The sequence below is a fragment of the Streptomyces sp. NPDC091649 genome (assembly GCF_044756785.1).
GTDB lineage: Bacteria > Actinomycetota > Actinomycetes > Streptomycetales > Streptomycetaceae > Streptomyces.
The window spans coordinates 436,504-458,319 of record NZ_JBIVTR010000003.1; the positions used below are offsets into that span (position 1 = coordinate 436,504).

A 21,816-nucleotide genomic window follows, 5' to 3' on the forward strand; every position below is an offset into this window, starting at 1 on the left:
GCCGGTGACGGAAGAAGTAAGGGGCCGGGCCGTCGCACTCCCGCGACGACCCGGACCGACCTGAGCTTCTCGCCGATCCGTCCCCGGAGACCGCCATGACCGTGCTGCCCGTCGCCCAGCTCCCCGCCCCGGCCCCTGCCTCCGGCTCCTCGGCCGCCCCCGGCCCGGCCGGCACCCCAAAACCGGCCTACCGCGTCTCCCTCGCCACCTGCCAGGAAGACGTACGCGCGGCCCAGCGCCTGCGCCACCTGGTGTTCGCCGGGGAGCTCGGAGCCCGGCTGGAAGGGCCCGAGCCCGGTCTGGACAGCGACGCCTTCGACGCCTACTGCGACCATCTGCTGGTCCGCGAGACCGCCACCGGGGACGTCGTCGCCACCTACCGGCTGCTGCCGCCGGACCGGGCCCGGATCGCCGGACGCCTCTACGCGGAGAGCGAGTTCGACCTCACCCGGCTCGCCCCCATCCGCGACGACCTCGTCGAGGTCGGCCGCTCCTGCGTCCACCCCGCACACCGCGACGGCGCGGTCATCGCCCTGGTCTGGGCCGGACTCGCCCGCTACATGGAGCGCACCGGCCACACCTGGATCGCCGGCTGCTGCTCCCTGCCGCTGGCCGACGGCGGCGCCCTGGCCGCCCGGAGCTGGAACACCGTACGCGCGGCACACCTCGCGCCGGAGAAGTACTGGGTGACCCCGCACCGCCTCTGGGACTCCTCCGCGCACGGCACGGACACCGGCTCCCGGGCGGAACTCCCGCCCCTGCTGCGCGGCTACCTCCGGCTCGGCGCCCAGATCTGCGGAGCACCCGCGTACGACCCCGACTTCAACGTCGCCGACCTGTACGTGCTGCTCTCACTGCGCCGCACCGACCCGCGCTACCTGCGCCACTTCCTCTCCCTGGCCCCGCTGCGATGAGCGGCTGGCTGCCCGTGGCCCCGTGCACCCCGGACGGCTGCGCCCGCCACTTCGGCACCGTACGAGCGCCACTGCCCGCGGTCCTCCTGCTGCTGGCCGGCTGCACCCTGGTCCTGCTGGGGGCCGCCTGCGTCCCGCTGGTCCGGCTGCTCGGTCCCGCCCAAAGGGGCCGGCTGACCCGGCAGTGGGCCCGCGCCGTACCCCGGGCCTTCGGCGTACGCGTCAAGGTCCGGCGCAACCCCGCCGAACCCCCCGCGGGCGGCGAACTCGTCGTCGCCAACCACATCTCCTGGCTCGACATTCCGCTGATCGCCGCCGTGCTGCCCGGCCGGATGGTCGCCAAGAGCGAGATCCGGCGCTGGCCCCTGCTCGGCGCCCTCGCCGCGCTCGGCGGCACCCTGTTCATCGACCGCGACCGGCTGCGCGCCCTGCCCGCCGCCGTGGGCACCGTCACCGCGGCCCTGCGTTCCGGCTCCCGGGTCGTGGTCTTCCCCGAGGGCAGCACCTGGTGCGGGCGGAGCGGCGGCGCGTTCCGGCCCGCCGTCTTCCAGGCGGCGATCGACGCCGGCGCGACGGTCCGGCCGGTCCGCATCGCCTACCGCACCGCGCCGCACCGCTCCCGGCCGGGCGCGGGCGCCGTCGCCTTCGTGGGATCCGATCCGCTCGCCGCCTCCCTGTGGCGGGTGGTACGGGCGGCCGGGCTCACCGCCCAGGTCGACGTCCTCGCGCCGATCCCCGCGGGCGTCGAGCCCGGCCGCCGCGCCCTGGCGAGCAGGGCGCGAGCGGCCGTTCTCGGACCCTCGGGCCGTCAGGCCGCCGTGGCCAGCGACAGGGCGAACCGGCCCGCCGCGTCCGTCCACCACTGAGCCAGCCGCATACCGGCGGCGGCCAGCTCCTCGCGGACGTCCTCCTGGCGGAACTTCGCCGACACCTCCGTACGCAGTTCCTCACCGGCCTCGAACGGCACCACGAGGTCCAGCTCCGGGATCTTGACGCTCAGCGCCCGGCGGGCCCGCAGCCGCATCTCGATCCACCGGTCCCGCGGATTCCACACCGCGCGGTGCTCGAAGTCGCCGAGCGGGAAATCGGCCCCCAGCTCACGGTTGACGACGTTCAGGACGTTCTTGTTAAAGGCCGCCGTCACCCCGGCCGCGTCGTCGTACGCGGCCACCAGCGTCTCCTCGTCCTTCACCAGGTCCGTGCCGAGGAGCAGCGCGTCACCGGGCGAGAGCAGCGAGCGCACCGACCGCAGGAACGCCGCCCGCTCCTCCGGCAGCAGATTGCCGATCGTGCCCCCGAGGAACACCACCAGCCGGGGCCCCGGCGTCCCCGGCAGGGCCAGGCCGCCGGTGAAGTCCGCGATCAGCGCGTGGACGGAGAGCCCGGGCCGCTCGGCGAGGAGAGACTCCGCCGCCCCCGTCAGCGCGCTCTCACTCACGTCCACCGGGACGTAACTGTGCAACTCGGTCAGGGCGTCCAGGATGTGACGGGTCTTCTCGGACGAACCCGAGCCCAGTTCGATCACCGTCCGGGCCCCGGAGGCCGCGGCGATCTCCTCGGCGCGCGTCCGCAGGATCTCCCGCTCCGCGCGGGTCGGGTAGTACTCGGGCAGCCGGGTGATCTCGTCGAACAGCTCGCTGCCGCGGGCGTCGTAGAACCACTTGGGCGGCAGCGTCTTGGGATGCCGGGTCAGGCCGCTGAGGACGTCGGCGCGCAGCGCCGCGTCCGTCGCGTCCAGCGGCAGGGTGCGGGTCAGCAGGAAGGGACTCACGCGGTGGGCTCCTTGAGCGGGGTCAGCAGGACGTCCGTGGAGGTCGCGACCAGCAGGGTGCGGTCGGGGACCTCGCGCCAGAGCGGGTCGTCGTCGTAGGGCTCCGAGGCCACCGCGGTGCGGCGGCCCGGTGTCGTGAGGTACCAGAGGGTGTCGCCCCAGGCGGTCGCCGTGATGGTGGCGCCGTCGGTGAGGAGCAGGTTCAGCCGCGAGCCGGGGGCGGCGGCCGCGACCTCGCGGACGGTCTCCGCGACGGCGCGCGGCACATCGTCCCCGGCGTCGGTCCGGTGGCGGACCAGCGCCCAGATCAGCGCCGAGTCGTTGCGGGCGGCCAGCGACAGGAGCTTCTCGGCGGGCAGGGCGGCGGCCGGCCCGGCCAGCGAACCGGGCCAGCCCCGCACCGCTCCGTTGTGGCTGAACAGCAGCCGGCCGGCGGTGTACGGCGCCGCCGCGGCCTCCCCGTCCGCACCCGCCTCGGTGGCATCCCGTACGGCGGCGAGCAACGCGGTGCTGCGGACCACCCGGACCAGATCGTTGAAGGTCTCGTCGCCCCAGACGGGTCCCCGGCGGCGGTAGCGGCCGGGCACCGGGTCCCCGTCCGCGTACCAGCCGACTCCGAAGCCGTCCGCGTTGACCGTGCCGTAGCGCTGGCGGCGCGGCTCCCAGGACTGCCGAACCAAGGAGTGCGGCGGCCGCTGGAGAAGCTCACTCAGCGCCACCGGCTCGCCCACATAGGCTATGTGACGACACATCAGGCGTCCCTCGCGGTGCGGAAGCCGGAGAATATCTGCCGCCTCACCGGGAGGTCCCAGTTGCGGAAGGTGCCGCGGCAGGCGACCTGGTCCACGGCGAACGAGCCGCCGCGCAGCACCTTGTGGCCCGGCCCGAAGAACACTTCCGAATACTCGCGGTAGGGGAAGGCCACGAACCCCGGGTAGGGCAGGAAGTCGCTGGAGGTCCACTCCCACACGTCGCCGATCAACTGCCCCGCCCCCGAGGGCGACCGGCCCTGCGGATACGCCCCGGCCCGCGCCGGGCGCAGATGCCGCTGCCCCAGGTTGGCGTGCTCCGGCGTCGGGTCCTCATCGCCCCACGGGTAGCGCCGCGAGCGGCCGGAGGCCGGATCGTGCCGGGCGGCCTTCTCCCACTCGCTCTCCGTGGGCAGTCGCCGCCCCGCCCAGCGGGCGTACGCGTCGGCCTCGTACCAGCTGACGTGCAGCACCGGTTCGTCGTCGGGCACCGGCTCGGTCACCCCGAACCGGCGGCGCAGCCACTGCCCCGCCTCGCGCCGCCAGAACAGCGGCGCGGCCAGGTCGTGTTCCCGGACCATGGCCCACCCCTCGGGGGCCCACCAGCGTTCGTCCCCGTAGCCTCCGTCCTCGACGAAACGGCGGTACGCACCACAGGTGACCGGCGCGGTGTCCAGGTGGAACGCCGCCACGTCGCGCCGGTGCGCGGGCCGCTCGTTGTCCAGGGCCCACGGCTCGGCGGAGGTCCCCATGGTGAACGGACCCCCGGGGATCAGGACTTCGCCCGGCAGGGCCTCGCCGCCGGCGGGGGGCCCGGGCGGGGCGGGCGCGGTGAGCGCCGCCGGACCCACGCGCAGCTGATGGGTGATCAGCATGGTCTCGTCGTGCTGCTGTTCATGCTGCGCGATCATCCCGAAGGCGAACCCGGCCCGCTCCAGGGGGCGTCCGCCCTCGTGGAGCGGTGTGCCCTCCAGCAGGTCCAGTGCGCGCCCCCGCACGTCGGAGGCGTACGTCCTGGCCTCGGCGGGGGCCAGCAGCGGCAGTGAGGGGCGCGAGGCGCGGGAGTGCTCGAAGGCGTTGTACAGCCCGTCGATCTCCGGGCGCAGCGCCTCCCGTCCGCCGACCGCGCGCAGCAGCCACTGCTCCTCCTGGTTGCCGATGTGCGCCAGGTCCCAGACCAGCGGCGACATCAGCGGGGAGTGCTGGGCGGTCAGTTCGCCGTCGTCCACGCTGTCGGTGAGCAGCGCCGTACGCTCCCGAGCGGCCACCAGCGCGTCCAGAGCACGCCGCCGCAGGGCCTCGGGGTCGACGCCGGGCGCGAGGGGAAAACCGGTCGAGGCGGTGGCGCGGGCCGGATCGAAGGCATCGGAGTGCTCGCGGTGTTCCGCGCCCTCCGAGTTCTCCCGGTACCGGGAGACTTCGCGGTGCTCGGTCATACGGAGGACGCCTTTCCGGGAGACGGCGGGATCGTGGGCGGCCCGGCCGCACGGTCTTCCTCGTGGCCGGGCGCGGGAGGCCCGGCCGGTCCGGTCGGCACGTCGGCGCCCGCCGACGGCCTTCCGCCGCCCGTCCGCTCCTGATCGGACGTCCGGCCCCGGCCCGTCGGCAGGCCCCGGCCGGTCAGCAGGCCCCGATCGGTCAGCCGGCTCAGATCGGTCAGCTCGTCCGGCTCCGGCAGGTCGTCGGCCGGGCAGCGGCCCCGCGCCACATAGCGGTCGGTGAAGGCGGCCACGGTGTCGCGCACCACGTCGCTCGCACCCATCCGCTCCAGTGCCGTGAGCGCCGCCCCGAAGCAGGCGGTGGCCGCGGCCCGCAGCTCCGGGTCGGCGAGCCCCTCGCGGGCGGCCGTCGTCCAGAGCGGATTGCGCGGGGCGGCAGGGGCGCCGGCCGTCTCGGCCAGCGGCTTCACGGTCCGGTACACGGTCTCGGCGGCCTCCGGGTCGTCGAACAGGGCCGTGGCGACGGCGAGCGGCACCAGCCACCCGTCCGGTCCGCTCTGCGCGTCGATCATGCGCAGTTCGAGATGACCGCGCGGCCGGACCGGCGGGAACAGCGTGGTCAGGTGGTAGTCGAGATCGGCCCGCACCGGCGGCCGGGGCGAACCGGTGCGGATCCAGTCGCGGAAGGTGAGCCCCTCGGGCACGTCCCAGGGGCCCGTCTCGCGCCGCACGCACAGCACGGTCGTGTCCAGGACATGGGCGGCCCACGCCTCGCGGGGGGCCCGTCCGGAGCCCGGCGCGAGGGCCCGGCCCGGGTCCAGGTAGGTCCACAGCGACTGCCGCGTGGAGCGCCAGCCGGTCCGCCGGCCCTGCTGGAACGGTGAGTTCGCGAACGCCGCCACCAGCACCGCGCCCAGCAGGTGCGCCAATTGCCAGCGCCGCCCGTAACCGAGCGGCCCCGGCTCCTCCTCGCCCGCGTCCAGACAGACCTGGACCGACGCGGAGCTGCACATCATCGCCCGCCCGGCGGGCCCCGCACGGTCCAGCGCGGTCTCCATCGCCTCGTAGCGCGGCTCCCGCAGCCGGCGTCGCGGCGCCTGCCACGGGTCGACGCCGAGCCCGACCGGTGCGAGGCCCGCCGCACCGAGCGAGGCGCGGACCGCCGCCAGATCGGCCGCGGTGGTGTCGACGCACTCCATGAGGGAGCCGGCCGGTTGCGAGCTGAGTTCCAGCTGCCCGCCCGGCTCGAACGTCAGCGCCGCGCTGAGCGGCAGCGCGCGGACCGCCTCGACGGCGTGGTCCAGCCGTTCCTGTCCGACCGGAAGGCGAGGATGTTCCCGGTCGTGGATGAGCCATTCGAGTTCCACCCCGACGGTCCGGGGAGGGCCCGTCTTGAAACAGATGCCGCGCAGTAAGTCCTCCGCCCCGCTCACGTCGAGGGGCGTGGCGTCCGGGCGAGAGCCGGTCGCGTCGGGAATATCCGAGGCCATGAGGAGCTCCTTCTCAGCTGCTTGCCTACCAGCCAAACCCGTACCCGGAGATCGCACAAGGGTGCCCCCGGGCCAAGGAAAAACGCTTGTGCCCGGGCCGGGTGCCCTACCACCATGCCCCGTATGCACCACGGGGGGCAGCGTCGGTGAGCGCGCGGCTGCGCGGCATCGCTCGCGGGACGGAAACGGTCGTCGAGGCCGGGCGGTACCGCGACGCGGCAGGTCAGGACGTGTCCATCGAACGGGCCGTGACCGCCGCGCTGTCCGGAACGAGGCTCTACGGACCGGACCCGGTCCCCGTCGCCGCCCTGGACACCGACCGCGTCCCTCGCACCGAGGTCACCGGCGAGAGCCGCCTCGCCGCGGCCCGCCGGCCGACCGCCGAGACCGCCGGGCGGGCCGCTGTCCTCAGCTACGCCTCGGCCCGCAACCCGGGTGGCGGCTACGTCGACGGCGCGCAGGCCCTGGGGGAGGCCGGAAGGCGTGACGCGCGGAGGGCGGGCGGCCTCGATCGCGGTCGGCTACGTTCGTGCGACGAACTTCCGGCAGCCGGGGCGAGGGTGGCGTCGGGCTTGCGGAAGCGGGTGAGAACGCGGGTTTCGGCGGTGTCGACGTCGGCCTGGGCAGGCGTCGCGCCACTCCCGCTGGTGCGGACCGGATCCTGGCCCGGACCCACCGGGCAGGCGGCGATCGGGGAGCACGTATCCTCGCCTGAAATCTGGAGCGATCGATCAAGCAAAGCGCCTGGCCAAGGCGCCGAGAAGTATGCCTGGGCCGTGCCCCCTTGTGACGCTCCTGTCAAAAAAATCATAAGAGAGACAGGGATTCGATGCGCCGCCTTTTGAGGGCACTCGCAATATTTTGCGCGGCGATAGTTGGTTTGCAAGTGTTCTCGGCTCCATCGGCGGTCGCTGCGGACATCTCGCAAGATGCCGACGCTGTCGCCAAATCGGCCGGTCAGAAGTGGGCCTTGAAGTCGCTGGCAAACGGAAAGTATGTCTCTGTCGACCTCAACGAGACTGACGCTCAACTGCAGTGGAGGCTACGGGCCCGCGCCGATTCGGTCGGTTCCTGGGAGCGGTTCACGCTGCACACCAATCACAGGGCCAAGACCATGGGTCTTCGTTCCGAAGTCACCGGATTCCTCGTCACGGCGGAGTTCGACGACGGCGGCGATCGGGAGGGGATGCTCAGGGCCAGGGGCGCCAGGCTCGGGCAGTGGCAACAGTTCACACCTGAGTACGTGAACGAGAAACCCCCGGCGGGATCCCCCGACGAGTCGCAGGTGCTGGCGTTCACGGCCACGCCTACCGGAGGAGCGCCGAAGTACGTCACCGCCGAGGTGGGGGAGGCGGGCGACGGCCTGCTGCGGGCACGGGGCACAAAGCTCGGCTCCTGGGAGAAGTTCGTTCTGGAACCCGTCGCCGGCGCCGGCGACGACCAGCCTCCGCAAGTGGGCGCGGGAAACGCCGCGACGTTGAACGTGATGTCATGGAATGTGTGCGCGAACAACAATGACAACTGCGGGTGGAGTGATGATCGGGCAGGTTTCGCGGAACTCAACGAGGAGATCAAAAGAAGGCTCAAGAGCCCCGATGTCATTCTCTTTCAGGAGTTCTGCGAGAAGCACGCCAAACGTGTCGAGTGGATGCTCGAAGACCACACCGGACGCGGATGGGATGTTCGATTCGCCCCTGTGCACCACCAGGCCGGCGGGCCCAGAATCCAGAAGCAGTGTGCCATGGGGCCTGCGCCTGACAGCGCCGACCGGGGAGCGTTCGGCATAGCCATCGCGGTGCCTGAAGAGAACGTCTGGTACAAGCGCCACGACCTCGCGTCCCCGGACCCTCATGAGCACGAACAGCGGTCGGCTCTGTGCGCCGCTCTGCCCGCGCGTGCCGTCATGGTGTGCAATGCCCACCTCACGGCGGGCGGGGCGGACTTCGGCGACCCGGACGGCGTCTGGCGTACCCAGCAGGCGGGGCAGCTCGCGGGAATCGTGAAGATGTACGAGCAGAGGGGCTACCGGACCATTTTCGGAGGCGACTTCAACTCTGTGCCTCCGGACCACACGGAGTCCGACCCTCCCAACACAGTCTTGGTCGACACCTACGCCGAGTACCGTGAGTGTGACGAGAACAGCATCACGGGAAGGCCCCGGGACGGCGAGGCGACGAAGCCGCTCGGCGATCGAGCGATCAAGATCGACTACATCTTCGCCCAGGACACCGCCGAGTTCTCTTCGTGCTCCGTCACGGCCGACGCCGGAAAGTCGGATCACTACCCGGTCTACGGGACCGTGCGGCTGCCCGGTACCTAATACCCCAGCAGGCGTCGCCGTCCGACCTCCGGGCCCGACGTCGTCTTCGAGGTCCAGCCGAGCGGCGGCGCACTCGGTAGCAGCCCTCGGAGGCTGCCCAGCCGCTGTCGCTGCCTGCGGCGTCATCGCACGATCGAGGGGCGGTCTCCGCGAGACCGCCCCCACCCGATCGAAGTCCCGCTACACTCCGCCCCCCGGCGAATCCCGCAGGTCAGACAGCGAAGCCCTGCTGGAGTACCAAGCCCGGGGGGCCTTTCATCACCGTCGTGGCGGGGACCGTGCCCCGTCGCGCCCCCCGCGAGCCGTGGACGCTCTCAGCTCCAGCCGTACCTCTCGCGCAGCCGCCCGGCGACCCGGTCGAACCGCTCCCGGTCCAGGGCGCACGCCTCCCGGCGCATCCCGTCCTCGTGGACCCGCAGCACCCGGTCCAGATCGGCCCAGGACGGCCGCCCCGAGCTGTCCCAGGGGCCCGCGCCCAGTGCCACCCACTCGTGGTCCCGGTCGTGCTGCTTGCTGGAGAGCTGGACGGCGAGCAGCGAACCCGCCTCCTCCCGGGCGACGACGAGCACCGGCCGGTCCTTGCCGCGCCCGTCGTTCTCCTCGAAGGGCACCCAGGTCCAGACGATCTCGCCGGGGTCTGGATCGCCGTCCCGATCGGGAGCGTAGGAGGTGCGCACGACACGCACATCGTCGGGATCGGCCTGCACCGTGGCGGTCGGCCCGCTGCTGCCGGGCACGTCAAAGGGGTTGTCGGATCGGTAGGCGCTGTCGTGGAAGGTCATCGCAACACCGTAGAACCCGCGCCGCCCGTTCCCGGGAGCGGGGCGTCGGAGCGGACCGCGGGGCGGCGTTCCGGCCACCGTGACCGGACCAGCGGGCCCCGGGCCGAAACCCGCTCCCACCGGTCTGGAAGACTGCCCGACGCCATGAGCCAGTTACCCAAGCAGCCCGCCGAAGTCTCCGTTCCGACCAGCGCCGACGTCGCGCGCCTCGCCGGAGTGTCCCGGGCCACCGTGTCATACGTACTGAACAACAACGCCACCGTCCGGATCAGCGATCCCACCCGACGCCGGGTCAGGGAGGCAGCCCTGCAACTCGGTTACGTTCCGCACGCGGCCGCCCGCAGCCTGCGCGCCGGCCACAGCCGTATGGTCCTGCTGCCCTCGGGTCACATACCGGCGGGACCACTGCACCAGTACTTCTTCGAGGAACTCCAGTCGGGGTTGCGCCGCCTGGACTACACGGTCGTCCAGTACGGCAGCGTCGGTCTCACCGCCGACGAGGCGGCCACGGCCTGGGCCGAACTGCGGCCCGTCGCCGTCGTCGTGCCGCCGGGCATCGCCCTCACCCCGCACGGCACCGGCATCCTGACCCGCTCCGGCGCCAAGGCGGTGATCACCCTGGGCCCCGACCCGGTGGCCGGAGCGCACGGGCTGGTCATGGACCAGCGCCTGGTCGGCGGCAGTGCGGTGGAACACCTGCTGTCCCGCGGCCGCCGCCACATCGGCGTGGTCATGCCCCAGGAACCGGGCCGGGCGCCCTTCTCCGAACCCCGCCTCGCCGGGGCACGGCGTGCCGCCGAGCCGGCGGGGGCCCGCGTACGCCCGCTCCCGCTGTGGTACGAGGAGGAGTCCGCGCACCGGCTGGCCGCGCACTGGGCGGAACTGGGACTGGACGCGGTGTTCGCGTACAACGACGAGTACGCCATGCTGCTGATGCGGGCCCTCCAGGACGCCGGGGTCGCCGTACCCGCCGACACGGCGGTGATCGGCGCGGACGACTCGCTCATCGGCCGACTGCTGCGTCCCCGGCTGAGCACCGTCCGCATGGAGCTCGCCATGCCGCAGCCACTGGCCGAGACGATCGACCGCATGGTCCAGCACCCGGGCGGGCCACCGGTCCACCACGACCTGCTCCGCACCGACGCCGTACACCGGGAATCCAGCTGACCGCCTCCGGCGCGACGACATGCGCGGCGAGCGGCGCGTGTCTAGCGTCGGAGGCATGAGCCATCCGCAGAATTACGAGCTCCTCCTGATCCCCGACCACAGCAGGACGCGGACCGGAGCCCCCGGCCGGCCCATCCGGTCCGCCGTAGTCGCCGCCACGGGAGAGACGGGCGCCTCGGGCTATCCCCGGTACGCGGGCGAGGGCATGGAGGCGGACGTCGATCCGGAGACGCGGACGGTGGAGGCCGTGCTCATCGACGGCGAGGAGCTGGACTACGGGATGTCGGTCCGCGTCGCCGGGGCGCAGGGCGAGCGCCCCGCGCCCTGACGGGGCGCGCTCACCACCGCTTCCGGCACCCGCTCGCCGGACCGGGGACACGGCCGGGAACGGCCCGCGCGAGCGCGGGCCCCCGCCCACGGGCCTCGGGAACGGGCCAACGCCGCCCCCGGACTCGACTCGGGCAGCTGGCCGGCCACGACTGAGGCCCCGGCCGCGCACCGCGTCCACGGTGTCGGCCGGGGCCCCGGGTCGTCCCGTGCGCCGGTCGCGCCGCTACTGGGGCTCCGGCTGTCCCTGTCCCGCCTCGGCCGCCCGCTTCTGCTCCTCGACGGACTTGCGGACCTCGTCCATGTCCAGCTTCCGGGCCTGTCCGATGACGTCCTCCAGTGCCGCCTCGGGCAGGGCGCCGGGCTGCGAGAAGACGGCGACGTTGTCGCGGACGATCATCAGCGTCGGGATGGAGCGGATCTCGAACGCCGCCGCCAGTTCCTGCTGCGCCTCGGTGTCGACCTTGGCGAAGACCAGGTCGGGGTGGCGCTCGGACGCCGAGTCGTAGACCGGTGCGAACTGTCGGCAGGGCCCGCACCAGGAAGCCCAGAAGTCGATCAGGACGAAGCCGTTGTCACTCACGACCTGATCGAAGTTTTCCTTGGTGAGCTCTACGGTGCTCATGCTTCAGATACCTCTTCCTGTGCCCGTTCGGTCCTGTCCCGGCACAACGGTGACGACACGTGTGCTATTCCGCCTGCCCATGTGGCCGGGACGCACACGCGCGAGGACACTGTTTCCATGACTGATGCAGGGAAGACCTCCGAGAGCTCCCCGTACGACGTGGTGGTCATCGGCGCGGGCCCGGTGGGGGAGAACGTGGCGGACCGGGCCCGCGCCGCCGGGCTCTCCGCGGCGGTGGTGGAGTGCGAACTCGTCGGCGGCGAGTGCTCCTACTGGGCCTGTATGCCGAGCAAGGCGCTGCTGCGCCCCGTCGTCGCCCGTGCCGACGCGCGCAGGGTGCCGGGTCTCAGCGCCGCGGTGCGGGGTCCCCTGGACGTGGACGCCGTCCTCGCGTACCGGGACGAGGAGACGAGCCACTGGAAGGACGACGGCCAGGTCGCCTGGCTGGAGAGCGTCGGTGCGGACGTCTACCGGGGTACGGGCCGGCTCACCGGCCCCCGGGAGGTCTCCGTCACCGCACCCGACGGCACGGAGCACCGGCTCACCGCCCGGCACGCCGTCGCCGTCTGCACCGGCACGCGGGCCGCCGTCCCGGGGCTCCCCGGCATCGAGGAGGCCCGCCCCTGGACCAGCCGCGAGGCCACCAGCGCCAAGAAGGCTCCCGGCCGGCTCGTGATCGTCGGCGGGGGAGTCGTGGGCGTGGAGATGGCGACCGTCTGGCAGGCGCTGGGCTCCGAGGTCACGCTGCTGATCCGGGGCGGCGGCCTGCTCCCGAGGATGGAGCCCTTCGCGGGCGAGCTGGTCGCCGACGCGTTGACGGAGGCCGGGGCCCGCATCCGTACCGGCGTCTCGGTCACCGCGGTCGAGCGCCCCGCACCGGACGGCCCGGTCACCGTCCTCCTGGACGACGGCGACCGCGTCGAGGCCGACGAGATCCTCTTCGCCACCGGCCGGGCCCCGCGCACGGACGAGCTGGGACTGGAGACGGTCGGTCTCGAACCCGGCTCCTGGCTCACCGTGGACGACAGCTGCCGCGTCGAGGGGACGGACTGGCTGTACGCGGTCGGGGACGTCAACCACCGGGCCCTGCTGACCCACCAGGGCAAGTACCAGGCCCGCATCGCGGGCGCGGCGATCGCCGCCCGCGCCCAGCGGGCCCCCCTGGAGGACGGCCCCTGGGGCGCCCACGCCGCCACCGCGGACCACGCGGCCGTCCCCCAGGTCGTCTTCACCGACCCCGAGGCCGCGTCCGTCGGTCTCACGCTCGCCGAGGCCGAACGCGCCGGCCACCGGGTACGCGCCGTCGACTACGACCTCGCCTCGGTCGCCGGCTCCGGCCTCTACGCCGACGGTTACCGGGGCCGCGCCCGGATGATCGTGGACCTGGACCGCGAGATCCTGCTCGGCGTCACCTTCGTGGGCCCGGGCATCGGTGAACTCCTGCACTCGGCGACGGTCGCGGTCGCGGGGGAGGTGCCCCTCTCCCGCCTGTGGCACGCGGTTCCGGCGTATCCGACCATCAGCGAGGTGTGGCTGCGGTTGCTGGAGACGTACCGCGGTTGAGCACACATGACGGCCGGCCCTCCGACGGCTCCTCCGCGACACCGGCGGGACATCCGGCTCGGCTACGGTGCCCTCGCTGAGTTCGTCGGAGCGGAGCGGGGGAGTGTGCGTGAGCACGGTGGGTGTCGCGGGCGGCGCGGGCGGGATGCGGCGCCGGCTGGGTGTGTCCGACGCGGTGGTGATCGGCCTGGGGTCGATGATCGGGGCCGGGGTCTTCGTCGCGCTGGGACCGGCGGCGGACGCCGCCGGTTCGGGGCTGCTGATCGCCCTGGCCCTGGCCGCGTCGGTGGCCTACTGCAACGCCACCTCCTCGGCGAGGCTGGCCGCCCGATATCCCCGGTCGGGCGGCGCCTACGTCTACGGCCGGGAGCGCCTGGGCGACTTCTGGGGCTATCTGGCCGGCTGGTCCTTCGTCGTGGGGAAGACCGCCTCCTGCGCGGCCATGGCCCTCACGGTCGGCGCCTACCTGTGGCCCGGTCAGGAACGCGGGGTGGCGGTGGCAGCCGTGGTCGCGCTGACCGCGGTGAACTACGCGGGGGTGCAGAAGTCCGCGCGGCTCACCCGGGTCGTCGTCGCGGTGGTCCTCGCGGTCCTCGCCGCCGTGGTCGTCGCCGCCCTGACCTCGTCCGGTGCGGACGCCGCGCGGGTGCGCATCGGCTCGGACGCCGACGTCGCAGGGGTGGTCCAGGCCGCCGGCCTGCTGTTCTTCGCCTTCGCCGGATACGCGCGCATCGCCACCCTCGGCGAGGAGGTCCGCGATCCCGCCCGCACCATTCCCCGCGCCATCCCGATCGCGCTCGGCATCACGCTCGCCGTGTACGCCCTCGTCGCCGTCGCCGTGCTGACGGTTCTGGGACCGGGCGGGCCGGCCGGCGCGACCGCCCCGCTGGCGGACGCCGTACGCGCCGCCGGGGCCGGCTGGCTCGTGCCCGTCGTCCGCGTGGGCGCCGCCGTCGCCGCCCTCGGCTCCCTGCTCGCCCTGATCCTCGGCGTCTCGCGTACCGCCCTGGCCATGGCCCGGGACCGGCATCTGCCGCACGTCCTGGCCGCCGTCCACCCCCGCTTCGGGGTGCCGCACCGCGCCGAACTCGCCGTCGGCGCTGTCGTCGCCGTGCTCGCCGCGACCACCGACGTACGGGGCGCGATCGGCTTCTCCTCCTTCGGCGTGCTGGCCTACTACGCGATCGCCAACGCCTCCGCGTGGACTCTCACCCCGGCCGAAGGGCGACCGAACCGGCTCGTCCCGGCCCTTGGTCTCGCCGGCTGCGCGGTCCTTGCCTTCGCCCTTCCCCCGAGTACCGTGATCCCCGGTGCGGCGGTCCTCGTCCTCGGAGCCGCCGTGTTCGCCCTCCGCAGGGCCGTGAGCGGCCGTTCGCGGCACTGACGCGGGCGGGCGCGGACGCGATCCCCTCGCCAGATACCCCGGCGGGGTATAAAATGTGGAAGATCGACCGGATCGCAGCGCACGGGAGATGACGATCATGGACCACGGGAGGCACGGCGCCGACACCGCCCACGGCCACGGTGCGCCGCAGGCGCCCACGGGGCACACCGGTCACCACCGGGGCGGGGTGACGTGGGGGGCCGCCGCGAAGGCGACGCTCCACTGCCTGACCGGCTGTGCGATCGGCGAGATCCTCGGCATGGTGATCGGTACGGCCCTGCTCTGGGGCAACGTCCAGACGATGGTCCTGGCGATCGCGCTGGCCTTCGTCTTCGGATACTCGTTCACGCTGTTCGCGGTCCGCAGGGCGGGGCTGGACTTCAAGAACGCCGTGAAGGTCGCACTGGCCGCCGACACCGTCTCGATCGCGGTGATGGAGTTCGTCGACAACGGCATCATCGCCCTGACGCCCGGGGCGATGGACGCCCACCTGTCGGACGCGCTGTTCTGGACGGCGCTGCTCGGCGGCTTCGCCGTGGCCTTCGTGATCACCACGCCGGTCAACAGGTGGATGATCGGCCGCGGCAAGGGTCACGCCGTCGTCCACGCCTACCACTGACCGAGCCCCGATCGTGCGGTTCCCTCGGCGCGGCGTTCGGCCCGGGAGGGACGTGCGCGTCCCGCTCGGGCCCCGCGTGGGCACCCGCCGGCGAGTGCCCACGCGCGGCGCGAGGGCGCCTGGCTGACGGGCGGGGAGCTCACGAGCCGCAGCAGCCGCCCGTCGCCGCTTCGGCGTCGGCCGCGGCGGCGGCCGGTGTGCCGACCGCGAGCGGCACCGCGGCGGGTTCCGGCGTCGTGCGGCAGCCTCCGGCGTCGGACTGCGCGGCGGCCGGGTCGTCGAAGAGTCCGGCGCCTCCGCAGACCCCCGTCTCGGGCAGGGTGAGGTCGACGCGGTCGGCCGCCTCCAGGTCTCCGGCGAGGGCGGCGGCCACGGAGCGGACCTGTTCGTAGCCGGTCATGGCGAGGAAGGTCGGGGCCCGGCCGTAGGACTTCATGCCGACCAGGTAGAGGCCGGGTTCGGGGTGGGAGAGCTCGCGGTGGCCGTGGGGATAGACGGTGCCGCAGGAGTGCTGGTTGGGATCGATCAGCGGGGCCAGTCGGGCGGGGGCCTGGAGGCGTTCGTCCAGGCCGAGGCGGAGCTCGTCGAGGAAGCCCAGGTCGGGGCGGAGCCCGGTCAGCACGATGACCTCGTCCACGGCGTCCGAGCGGCGTCCGTCCTCGCCCGCCAGCACGAGGCGCCCGTCGGGGGCGCGCTCGATCGCTTCCGTGCGGAAGCCGGTGACCGCGTCCGTGTACCCCTCGTCGACGGCGGCCTTCGCCGCGAGCCCGAGCGCCCCGCGAGCGGGCAGCTGGTCCGCGCTGCCGCCGCCGAACGTGGAGCCGGAGAGGCCCCGGCGCAGGATCCACACGCCCGTGGTGCCCGTGCCGTCGTCGGACCTCGCGAGGTCGGCGAGCTGGGCGAGGGCGGTGAAGGCGGAAGCTCCGGAGCCGATGACCGCGGTGCGGCGCCCCGCGTACCGGGCGCGGACGGCCGGGTTCCTGAAGTCGGGGACGCGGTAGGTGATCCGGTCGGCGGCGGCTTTCTCGCCGAGGGCCGGCAGGCCGGAGGCGCCGGCCGGGGACGGGGTGGTCCAGGTGCCGGAGGCGTCGATGACGGCACGGGCGAAGGTCCGCTCCTCGCGGCCGTCGGCGTGGGCGATGTGCACGACGAACGGCTGCTGGTCGCGGTCGGCGTCCACGGACCGGTCGCGGCCGGCGCGGGAGACGCCGGTGACCCGGGCGCCGAGGCGGACCCGGTCGCCCAGGGCGTCGGCGAGTGGCCGCAGGTACCCCTCCGCCCAGTCCCCGCCGGAGGGGTAGGCGTCCGGGTCGGGGTGCGTCCAGCCGGTGGGGGCCAGGAGCTTCTCGGCGGCCGGGTCGACGACCTCGCCCCAGGTGGAGAAGAGACGTACGTGGGCCCAGTCGCGCACCGCGGCGCCGGCGGCGGTCCCGCCTTCCAGGACCAGGGGTTCGATGCCCCGCTCGATCAGGTGGGCGGCGGCGGCGAGACCGGTGGGTCCGGCCCCGATCACGACGACGGGCAGTTCGGTGGTGGCGGGCGCGTTCACGGCGGCGGCTCCTTGCGTGTTTCGACGTTCGTCGATGGCTTACGGGTTCGAGAATGGCACGCATATCGATGAGCGTCAACATAGACATGTGTCGAAATTGAGCGCCCGAAAAGGTGGGCGGAGGTGCCGTCTCCGGCGGCGGAGCCGGGGTCGCCGCCGGCGGCGGCGCCTCCGCCCCCTGCTCCGCTGCCGCCGGGGCGCGGGTCGTCGGCCGCCGGTGCGCGGAAGGCGTCCCGGGCGCCGGTCTCTCGCGAAGGTGATCCCCGGGCGTCCTGGTTCGACGTGTGTCAACATAGGCGTATGTCGAACGCGAAGGTGTTGCCGCTGATCGAGCCCGCCGAGAGCCAGGGCGTGGTTCCGTGCTGCCCGCCCCTGACCGAGCGCCCGATGACCGCCGAGGAGGCGCAGGCGGCCGCTCGGATGTTCAAGGCGCTCGGAGACCCGGTGCGCCTGCGGCTGTTCTCCGCCGTGGCCTCGCACGAAGGCGGGGAGGCGTGCGTGTGCGACATCTCCGACGTCGGCGTCTCCCAGCCTACGGTGTCCCACCACCTGAAGAAGCTGAAGGAGGCCGGGCTGCTGACGTCCGAGCGGCGCGGTACCTGGGTCTACTACCGGGTCGAACCGTCGGTGCTCGCCGGGATGGGCCGGCTGCTGACGCTGCGCACGGCCGCCTGACCGCCGGGACGGGGAGGGCGGTGAGCGGGCGGTCGAGCGTCGTACTGGTGCCACTGACGGCGGAGCACGCCCAGCAGGTGCTGTCGATCTATCGGACCGGCATCGAGGAGGGCAACGCCACCTTCGAGACCGGCCCGCCCGACTGGGAGGCTTTCGACTCCGCGAAGCTGCCCGGCCACCGCTTCGTCGCTCTCGACGGGGACGGCTCGGTGCTGGGCTGGGTGGCGGCGAGCAGGGTTTCGGACCGGTGCGCGTACGCGGGAGTCGTCGAGCACTCCGTCTACGTCGCTCCCGCCGCTCGTGGTCGCGGGGTCGCTTCCGCCTTGCTGAAGGCCCTGGTCGACTCCACGGAGCAGGCCGGGATCTGGACCGTCCAGGCCGGGATCTTCCCGGAGAACACCGCCAGTCTCGCCGTTCACGAGCGGGCCGGTTTCCGGATCATCGGCGTCCGGGAGCGGATCGGGCGTCTCCACGGGGTCTGGCGCGACGTCGTTCTCGTCGAGCGCCGGAGCCCCGCCATCGGGTGACGGCCGGTCCCGTCGTGCTGTCGTGCCCCCGCCCGGCCGGTGAAGTCCCGGCCCGGCCGGCGCGGATGCGCGGAGCACGGGCCGGGACGGTTCGGCCGCTTCGGCCGCGGACGTTTCAGCGGTCCGCTTAGGCCCCGCGCAGCTCCAGGGTGCAGCACTTCACGCTGCCGCCCGCCTTGAGGAGTTCCGAGAGGTCCACGCCCACGGGGCGGAACCCGCGCTCCCGCAGCTGCCCTGCGAGGTCCGTCGCGTTCTGCGGCAGGACCACGTTGTACCCGTCCGACGTCGCGTTCAGCCCGAACGCCTCGGCGTCGGCGGGCGTGGCGAGGAGGGCGTCCGGGAACAGCCGCCGCAGCACGGCCAGACTGCCGGGGGAGAAAGCCGCCGGGTAGTAGGCGACCGTCTTCTCGTCGAGCACGGTGAGGGCGGTGTCCAGGTGGTAGTAGTCGGGGTCGACGAGGGTCAGCCCGATCACCGGGCGTCCGAAGTACTCCTGGGCCTCGTCGTGGGAGCGGGGGTCGCTGCGGAACCCGGTGCCCGCCAGCAGCCAGTCGCCCGCCAGGAGGTAGTCGCCCTCACCCTCGTTGACGGACGCGGCCGTGCGCAGGTCCGGGAAGCCGTTGTCGCGCAGCCAGTCGTGGTAGGCCGGGCCCTCGGCGATCCGCTCGGCGTCACGGAACCGGGCCACCAGGGCCCGCCCGTCGACGACCGTGGCGCCGTTGGCCGCGAAGACCATGTCGGGCAGACCGGGGACGGGGTCGATGGTGTCGACGGTGTGCCCGAGGTTCAGGTAGACCTCGCGCAGGCGCTCCCACTGGGCGATGGCCAGCGGAGTGTCGACAGGCTTCGCCGGGTCCATCCACGGGTTGATGGAGTAGACCACGTCGAAGAAGGTGGGCCGGCACATGAGGTAGCGCCGGGCACGTGCGGTACGCATGGGGCGGAATCCTGATCGTCAGGGGCGGCCGGTGAGATAGCCGCCCATCGAGGTGAAGTACTCGGTCGCGGGCAGCTCGCGGCCGTCCGCCGTCCGGACACGCGTGATCGCCAGACCGTGGTTGCGGCCCGTGCGGGCGTCGGCCCCGGCGACGATCACGACGCCGTCGCCCTCGCGGTAGAAGACGCGGCCCGGGGTCCCGCCGTAGCGGCCCTGGGACACGACGGCGGAGACGACCTCGACGCGCTGTCCGCGGTGGAAGGTGAAGGCGGCCGGGTAAGGGGCGGACTGGGCGCGGACCAGGCGCTCCAGGTCCTCGGCCGGCCAGTTCCAGTCGATGAGGATGTCCTCCTCGGCGCGCTTGTGGAAGAAGCTCGCCCTCGACCGGTCCTGCGGGGTGAACTCGGTCTGTCCCGAGGCGATCATTCCGAGGGCTTCGACCGTGACCGGCGTGATCAGGTCGACCGTCCGGTGGAAGAGGTCGGTGGCGGTGTCCGTCGGTCCCACGGCGACCGCCCGCTGGACGACGATGTCGCCGGCGTCCAGCTCCTCGTCCATCATGTGGGCCGTGACGCCCACTTCCGGCTCGCCGTTGATGAGCGCCCAGATCAACGGCGAGAAGCCCGCGTAGGCGGGCAGCAGCGAGTCGTGGATGTTGAGCGTGCCGTGCCGCGGCAGGTTGTAGATCCGCGGCGGAATCCAGGTACGCCAGTTGTTCGCCACGATGAGGTCCGGGGACGCCTCCCGAAGAAGCTCGAAGAGTTCGTCGTCCGGCCGGTTGCGGACGATCACGGGGACGCCGTGCTTCTCCGCCAGGTCGGCGACCGAGTCGCTCCAGATCTTCTCGTAGGCGTGTTCGCTCCTCGGATGCGTCACCACCGCCACCACGTCGTGCTCGGAGTCCAGGAGGGCTTGCAGGGTGCGGTGCCCCCAGGTCTGGTAACCGAACATGACGACCCGCATGGAGGTGCCTCCTTGGAAGAGCGATCAACCGGCGCATCAGTAAAGCAAGCCTTACCTAATAACACAACGGTGCTTGGCTGCCAGGTGAGTTGAGTGAACATCAGGAGCGACTGCCCGTACGTCTGCGGCCACGCGCGGGGCGGCGGTGCGGCGCCCTCGCCCGGCCTCCCGGGCGGGGCGGCTCTCCGGCCCCCGCCCGGGAGGCCCGGTGGCGCCCGGTCGTCTGCCGGCAGTACATTCCGGCGGACGGCCCGGTGGAGCCCGGAGAGGGAGGCGCCCGCGGCCCTGCCGTACCGGGAGAGCCCCCCGCCGGCCGCCCCGACCTCCGACGGACGGACCGCCCATGCTCTGCACGCGGCTGACGAACGCCCGCATCCTCACGATGGACCCGCGCCACCCCGTCGCCCATGACCTCGGCATCTGGCGGGGGCGGATCGTCGGTGTGGACGCGGCCGTCACCTCCCTGCCCGCCCGCGAGGTCGTCGACCTGGACGGCGCCACCGTGCTGCCCGGCTTCATCGACAGCCACGTCCACCTGGCGTGGACCGGATTGAGGGCCCGTACACCGAGCGTCGCCCCGTGCGAGCGGGTCGAGGACATCCTCGCCGTCGTGGACGCCGCGGCCCGCCGCCCGGCTCCCCCCGGCGCATGGGTGGAGCTGGCCGGGTACGACCAGCGGGCCCTGGGCCGCCACCTGACCGCCGCCGAACTGGACCGGGTCAGCCATGGCCGCGAAGTCTTCCTGATGCACGACTCCGGGCACGCCTGCGTCGTCAACACCGCCGTGCTGAACCAACTGCCGGACGGGACGCCGCACGAGGAGGGCTTCCTCGCCGAGAGCGCCATGACCGCCGCCCGCCGGTTGCGGCTGCCCTACTCGCAGGAAGAGCTCGCCGACGCGATCGAGCTCGCCGCCCGCGGCTGCCTCGACGAGGGGATCACGGCCTGCGCCGAGGCGGGCATCGGCGGCGGGCTGCTCGGCCACAGCCCCGTCGAGCTGGGCGCCTACCAACTGCTCCGGGACCACGGCCGACTGCCGCTGCGCGTCCAGCTCATGGCCTCCGGCGACACCCTGCGCCCCCGCGCGACCCACGCCGGCGACGGGTTCACCCACGCGCTGGACCTCGGCCTGCGCACCGGGTTCGGCGACGACTGGCTGTCCCTGGGCGCGCTCAAGATCTACACCGACGGCGGGATGATGGCGCGTACGGCGGCGCTCACCGCACCGTACGAGGGCGCCACCGGAAACGTCGGCCGGCTCCAGGACGACCCCGACCGCCTCGTCGGCCTCATCGTCGAGGGCCACCTCGCGGGCTGGCAGCTCGCCGTTCACGCCATCGGCGACCGGGCGGCCGATCTCGCCCTCGACGCCCTGGAGCGGGCTCAGAGGCTGCGGCCGCGCCCGGACGCGCGCCACCGTATCGAGCATGCCGGGCTGATCCGTCCCGACCAGCTGCCCCGCTTCGCCGCGCTCGGCGTGAGCGCGGTCGTCCAGCCCAATTTCCTCCGCTCCTTCGGTGACGACTACGCGGCGGTGATGGGGGAGGGGCGGGCCGGCTGGCTGTACCGGGGCCGGGGATTCCTCGACCACGGAGTCGCCCTCGTCGGCAGTTCCGACCGCCCCGTCACGGACGGTTCGCCGCTGCGGGCCATCCAGTTCATGGTCGAACGAGCCTCCGCCTCGGGCCGTCTCGTCGGCCCGGACGAGGCCGTCACCGTCGACGAGGCGCTGCGGGCCTACACGGTCGCCGGCGCTCACGCCTGCCGCTGGGAGGGCGCTGCGGGCTCCCTCTCGGCGGGGATGCGCGCCGACCTGGTGGTGCTGGCCGACGACCCGCACCGCGTGGACCCCTCCCGGATCGGGGGCATCGAGATCGTGCGGACCTTCGTGGAAGGCCGTGACGCCCGCGCCGCGGGGTGACGCCTTGCGCGGCGCCGTGCGAGCGGCGAAGCCGCAGCGCGTGCGCGCCGCGCGGATCCGGGCCGGTTCGCCGTCCGGGTCCGCGTGCCGATCT

20 protein-coding genes and 1 pseudogene are annotated in these 21,816 nt (G+C 73.3%); 12 read left to right on the forward strand and 9 right to left on the reverse strand.

The genetic code is table 11. The annotated features are described in order from the left end of the window. Positions 1-95 precede the first annotated feature (95 nt). Positions 96-914: a GNAT family N-acyltransferase gene (locus tag ACIQMU_RS09485; protein WP_352238636.1), complete on the forward strand. Its 819-nt coding sequence runs from the start codon at positions 96-98 to the stop codon at positions 912-914. Beyond that, positions 911-1,780 (forward strand): lysophospholipid acyltransferase family protein, encoded by an 870-nt coding sequence (locus ACIQMU_RS09490; RefSeq protein ID WP_402688561.1) that lies wholly within the window; start codon positions 911-913, stop codon positions 1,778-1,780. Before ACIQMU_RS09485 ends, ACIQMU_RS09490 begins: the two co-directional genes overlap by 4 nt. Here the strand turns inward: ACIQMU_RS09490 and egtD are convergent. Genes egtD through egtA form a run of 4 tightly spaced genes read right to left on the reverse strand, consistent with a single transcriptional unit; the run spans position 1,723 to position 6,363 of the window. After that, the gene (egtD, locus tag ACIQMU_RS09495; protein WP_402688562.1) at positions 1,723-2,685 is read right to left on the reverse strand and encodes an L-histidine N(alpha)-methyltransferase; all 963 of its coding nucleotides are present in this window, start codon (positions 2,683-2,685) and stop codon (positions 1,723-1,725) included. The two genes, ACIQMU_RS09490 and egtD, sit on opposite strands and share 58 nt — an antisense overlap. After that, positions 2,682-3,437, reverse strand: coding sequence for an ergothioneine biosynthesis protein EgtC (egtC, locus tag ACIQMU_RS09500; protein ID WP_352238633.1), 756 nt, complete (start codon positions 3,435-3,437; stop codon positions 2,682-2,684). The genes egtD and egtC overlap by 4 nt, the downstream gene beginning before the upstream one ends. Next, entirely contained in the window at positions 3,437-4,870 is a 1,434-nt protein-coding gene (egtB, locus tag ACIQMU_RS09505; protein ID WP_352238632.1) for an ergothioneine biosynthesis protein EgtB, read from the reverse strand. The genes egtC and egtB overlap by 1 nt, the downstream gene beginning before the upstream one ends. Continuing rightward, positions 4,867-6,363: an ergothioneine biosynthesis glutamate--cysteine ligase EgtA gene (gene egtA / locus ACIQMU_RS09510; RefSeq protein WP_402688563.1), complete on the reverse strand. Its 1,497-nt coding sequence runs from the start codon at positions 6,361-6,363 to the stop codon at positions 4,867-4,869. The genes egtB and egtA overlap by 4 nt, the downstream gene beginning before the upstream one ends. 146 nt (positions 6,364-6,509) lie before the next feature. Here egtA and ACIQMU_RS09515 point away from each other — a divergent pair. Both ACIQMU_RS09515 and ACIQMU_RS09520 read left to right on the forward strand, forming a co-directional pair. Further along, positions 6,510-6,839 (forward strand): annotated as a pseudogene (locus ACIQMU_RS09515) (TIGR02452 family protein); the annotation flags it as partial. A 494-nt stretch (positions 6,840-7,333) separates the two neighbouring features. After that, complete coding sequence (locus tag ACIQMU_RS09520; RefSeq protein WP_402688564.1) at positions 7,334-8,683, forward strand: endonuclease/exonuclease/phosphatase family protein; 1,350 nt, start codon at positions 7,334-7,336, stop codon at positions 8,681-8,683. A 314-nt stretch (positions 8,684-8,997) separates the two neighbouring features. Here ACIQMU_RS09520 and ACIQMU_RS09525 read toward each other — a convergent pair whose 3' ends face one another. Next, positions 8,998-9,465, reverse strand: a complete 468-nt coding sequence (locus tag ACIQMU_RS09525; protein WP_352238630.1) for a type II toxin-antitoxin system PemK/MazF family toxin — start codon at positions 9,463-9,465, stop codon at positions 8,998-9,000. A 144-nt stretch (positions 9,466-9,609) separates the two neighbouring features. Between ACIQMU_RS09525 and ACIQMU_RS09530 the strand changes: the two genes are divergently transcribed. Beyond that, a complete protein-coding gene (locus ACIQMU_RS09530; protein WP_356727754.1) occupies positions 9,610-10,632 on the forward strand; it encodes a LacI family DNA-binding transcriptional regulator in 1,023 nt (340 codons plus the stop codon). A gap of 55 nt (positions 10,633-10,687) precedes the next feature. Beyond that, positions 10,688-10,960 (forward strand): hypothetical protein, encoded by a 273-nt coding sequence (locus tag ACIQMU_RS09535; protein ID WP_352238628.1) that lies wholly within the window; start codon positions 10,688-10,690, stop codon positions 10,958-10,960. 225 nt (positions 10,961-11,185) lie between these two features. On the opposite strand, the gene trxA is transcribed toward ACIQMU_RS09535, so the two are convergent. Beyond that, entirely contained in the window at positions 11,186-11,584 is a 399-nt protein-coding gene (gene trxA / locus ACIQMU_RS09540; protein ID WP_015612920.1) for a thioredoxin, read from the reverse strand. Positions 11,585-11,701: 117 nt separating this feature from the next. On the opposite strand from trxA, the gene ACIQMU_RS09545 reads away from it, so the two are divergent. The 3 genes from ACIQMU_RS09545 (at position 11,702) to ACIQMU_RS09555 (ending at position 15,150) form a co-directional block, all read left to right on the forward strand. After that, on the forward strand, positions 11,702-13,147 hold the full coding sequence (locus tag ACIQMU_RS09545; protein WP_402688565.1) for a dihydrolipoyl dehydrogenase family protein: 1,446 nt from the start codon (positions 11,702-11,704) through the stop codon (positions 13,145-13,147). A gap of 145 nt (positions 13,148-13,292) precedes the next feature. Continuing rightward, positions 13,293-14,531, forward strand: coding sequence for an APC family permease (locus ACIQMU_RS09550; protein ID WP_352238997.1), 1,239 nt, complete (start codon positions 13,293-13,295; stop codon positions 14,529-14,531). Between the two features lie 97 nt (positions 14,532-14,628). Then, positions 14,629-15,150, forward strand: a complete 522-nt coding sequence (locus ACIQMU_RS09555; RefSeq protein WP_402688566.1) for a DUF4396 domain-containing protein — start codon at positions 14,629-14,631, stop codon at positions 15,148-15,150. Positions 15,151-15,289: 139 nt separating this feature from the next. Here ACIQMU_RS09555 and ACIQMU_RS09560 read toward each other — a convergent pair whose 3' ends face one another. Then, complete coding sequence (locus ACIQMU_RS09560) at positions 15,290-16,699, reverse strand: NAD(P)-binding domain-containing protein (protein WP_352238625.1); 1,410 nt, start codon at positions 16,697-16,699, stop codon at positions 15,290-15,292. 300 nt (positions 16,700-16,999) lie between these two features. Here ACIQMU_RS09560 and ACIQMU_RS09565 point away from each other — a divergent pair, with 300 nt between their 5' ends. Together ACIQMU_RS09565 and ACIQMU_RS09570 are read left to right on the forward strand one after the other, a co-directional pair. Further along, on the forward strand, positions 17,000-17,374 hold the full coding sequence (locus ACIQMU_RS09565; protein ID WP_402688567.1) for an ArsR/SmtB family transcription factor: 375 nt from the start codon (positions 17,000-17,002) through the stop codon (positions 17,372-17,374). A gap of 47 nt (positions 17,375-17,421) precedes the next feature. Further along, a complete protein-coding gene (locus ACIQMU_RS09570) occupies positions 17,422-17,901 on the forward strand; it encodes a GNAT family N-acetyltransferase (RefSeq protein WP_402688568.1) in 480 nt (159 codons plus the stop codon). Positions 17,902-18,028: 127 nt separating this feature from the next. Here the strand turns inward: ACIQMU_RS09570 and ddaH are convergent, their stop codons facing one another. Then, a complete protein-coding gene (gene ddaH / locus ACIQMU_RS09575; RefSeq protein ID WP_402688569.1) occupies positions 18,029-18,838 on the reverse strand; it encodes a dimethylargininase in 810 nt (269 codons plus the stop codon). 18 nt (positions 18,839-18,856) lie between these two features. Next, on the reverse strand, positions 18,857-19,801 hold the full coding sequence (locus ACIQMU_RS09580) for a methionyl-tRNA formyltransferase (protein ID WP_352238621.1): 945 nt from the start codon (positions 19,799-19,801) through the stop codon (positions 18,857-18,859). A gap of 343 nt (positions 19,802-20,144) precedes the next feature. Here ACIQMU_RS09580 and ACIQMU_RS09585 point away from each other — a divergent pair, with 343 nt between their 5' ends. Beyond that, positions 20,145-21,722 (forward strand): amidohydrolase, encoded by a 1,578-nt coding sequence (locus tag ACIQMU_RS09585; protein WP_352238620.1) that lies wholly within the window; start codon positions 20,145-20,147, stop codon positions 21,720-21,722. The last annotated feature ends 94 nt before the right edge of the window (positions 21,723-21,816 follow it).

Coding starts and splice junctions, on each gene's coding strand:
- ACIQMU_RS09485 (WP_352238636.1), top strand. CDS start 96: ATGACCGTGCTGCCCGTCGCCCAGCTCCCCGCCCCGGCCCCTGCCTCC.
- ACIQMU_RS09490 (WP_402688561.1), top strand. CDS start 911: ATGAGCGGCTGGCTGCCCGTGGCCCCGTGCACCCCGGACGGCTGCGCC.
- egtC (WP_352238633.1), bottom strand. CDS start 3,437: ATGTGTCGTCACATAGCCTATGTGGGCGAGCCGGTGGCGCTGAGTGAG.
- egtB (WP_352238632.1), bottom strand. CDS start 4,870: ATGACCGAGCACCGCGAAGTCTCCCGGTACCGGGAGAACTCGGAGGGC.
- egtA (WP_402688563.1), bottom strand. CDS start 6,363: ATGGCCTCGGATATTCCCGACGCGACCGGCTCTCGCCCGGACGCCACG.
- ACIQMU_RS09525 (WP_352238630.1), bottom strand. CDS start 9,465: ATGACCTTCCACGACAGCGCCTACCGATCCGACAACCCCTTTGACGTG.
- ACIQMU_RS09530 (WP_356727754.1), top strand. CDS start 9,610: ATGAGCCAGTTACCCAAGCAGCCCGCCGAAGTCTCCGTTCCGACCAGC.
- ACIQMU_RS09535 (WP_352238628.1), top strand. CDS start 10,688: ATGAGCCATCCGCAGAATTACGAGCTCCTCCTGATCCCCGACCACAGC.
- trxA (WP_015612920.1), bottom strand. CDS start 11,584: ATGAGCACCGTAGAGCTCACCAAGGAAAACTTCGATCAGGTCGTGAGT.
- ACIQMU_RS09545 (WP_402688565.1), top strand. CDS start 11,702: ATGACTGATGCAGGGAAGACCTCCGAGAGCTCCCCGTACGACGTGGTG.
- ACIQMU_RS09550 (WP_352238997.1), top strand. CDS start 13,293: ATGCGGCGCCGGCTGGGTGTGTCCGACGCGGTGGTGATCGGCCTGGGG.
- ACIQMU_RS09555 (WP_402688566.1), top strand. CDS start 14,629: ATGGACCACGGGAGGCACGGCGCCGACACCGCCCACGGCCACGGTGCG.
- ACIQMU_RS09565 (WP_402688567.1), top strand. CDS start 17,000: ATGTCGAACGCGAAGGTGTTGCCGCTGATCGAGCCCGCCGAGAGCCAG.
- ddaH (WP_402688569.1), bottom strand. CDS start 18,838: ATGCGTACCGCACGTGCCCGGCGCTACCTCATGTGCCGGCCCACCTTC.
- ACIQMU_RS09580 (WP_352238621.1), bottom strand. CDS start 19,801: ATGCGGGTCGTCATGTTCGGTTACCAGACCTGGGGGCACCGCACCCTG.
- ACIQMU_RS09585 (WP_352238620.1), top strand. CDS start 20,145: ATGCTCTGCACGCGGCTGACGAACGCCCGCATCCTCACGATGGACCCG.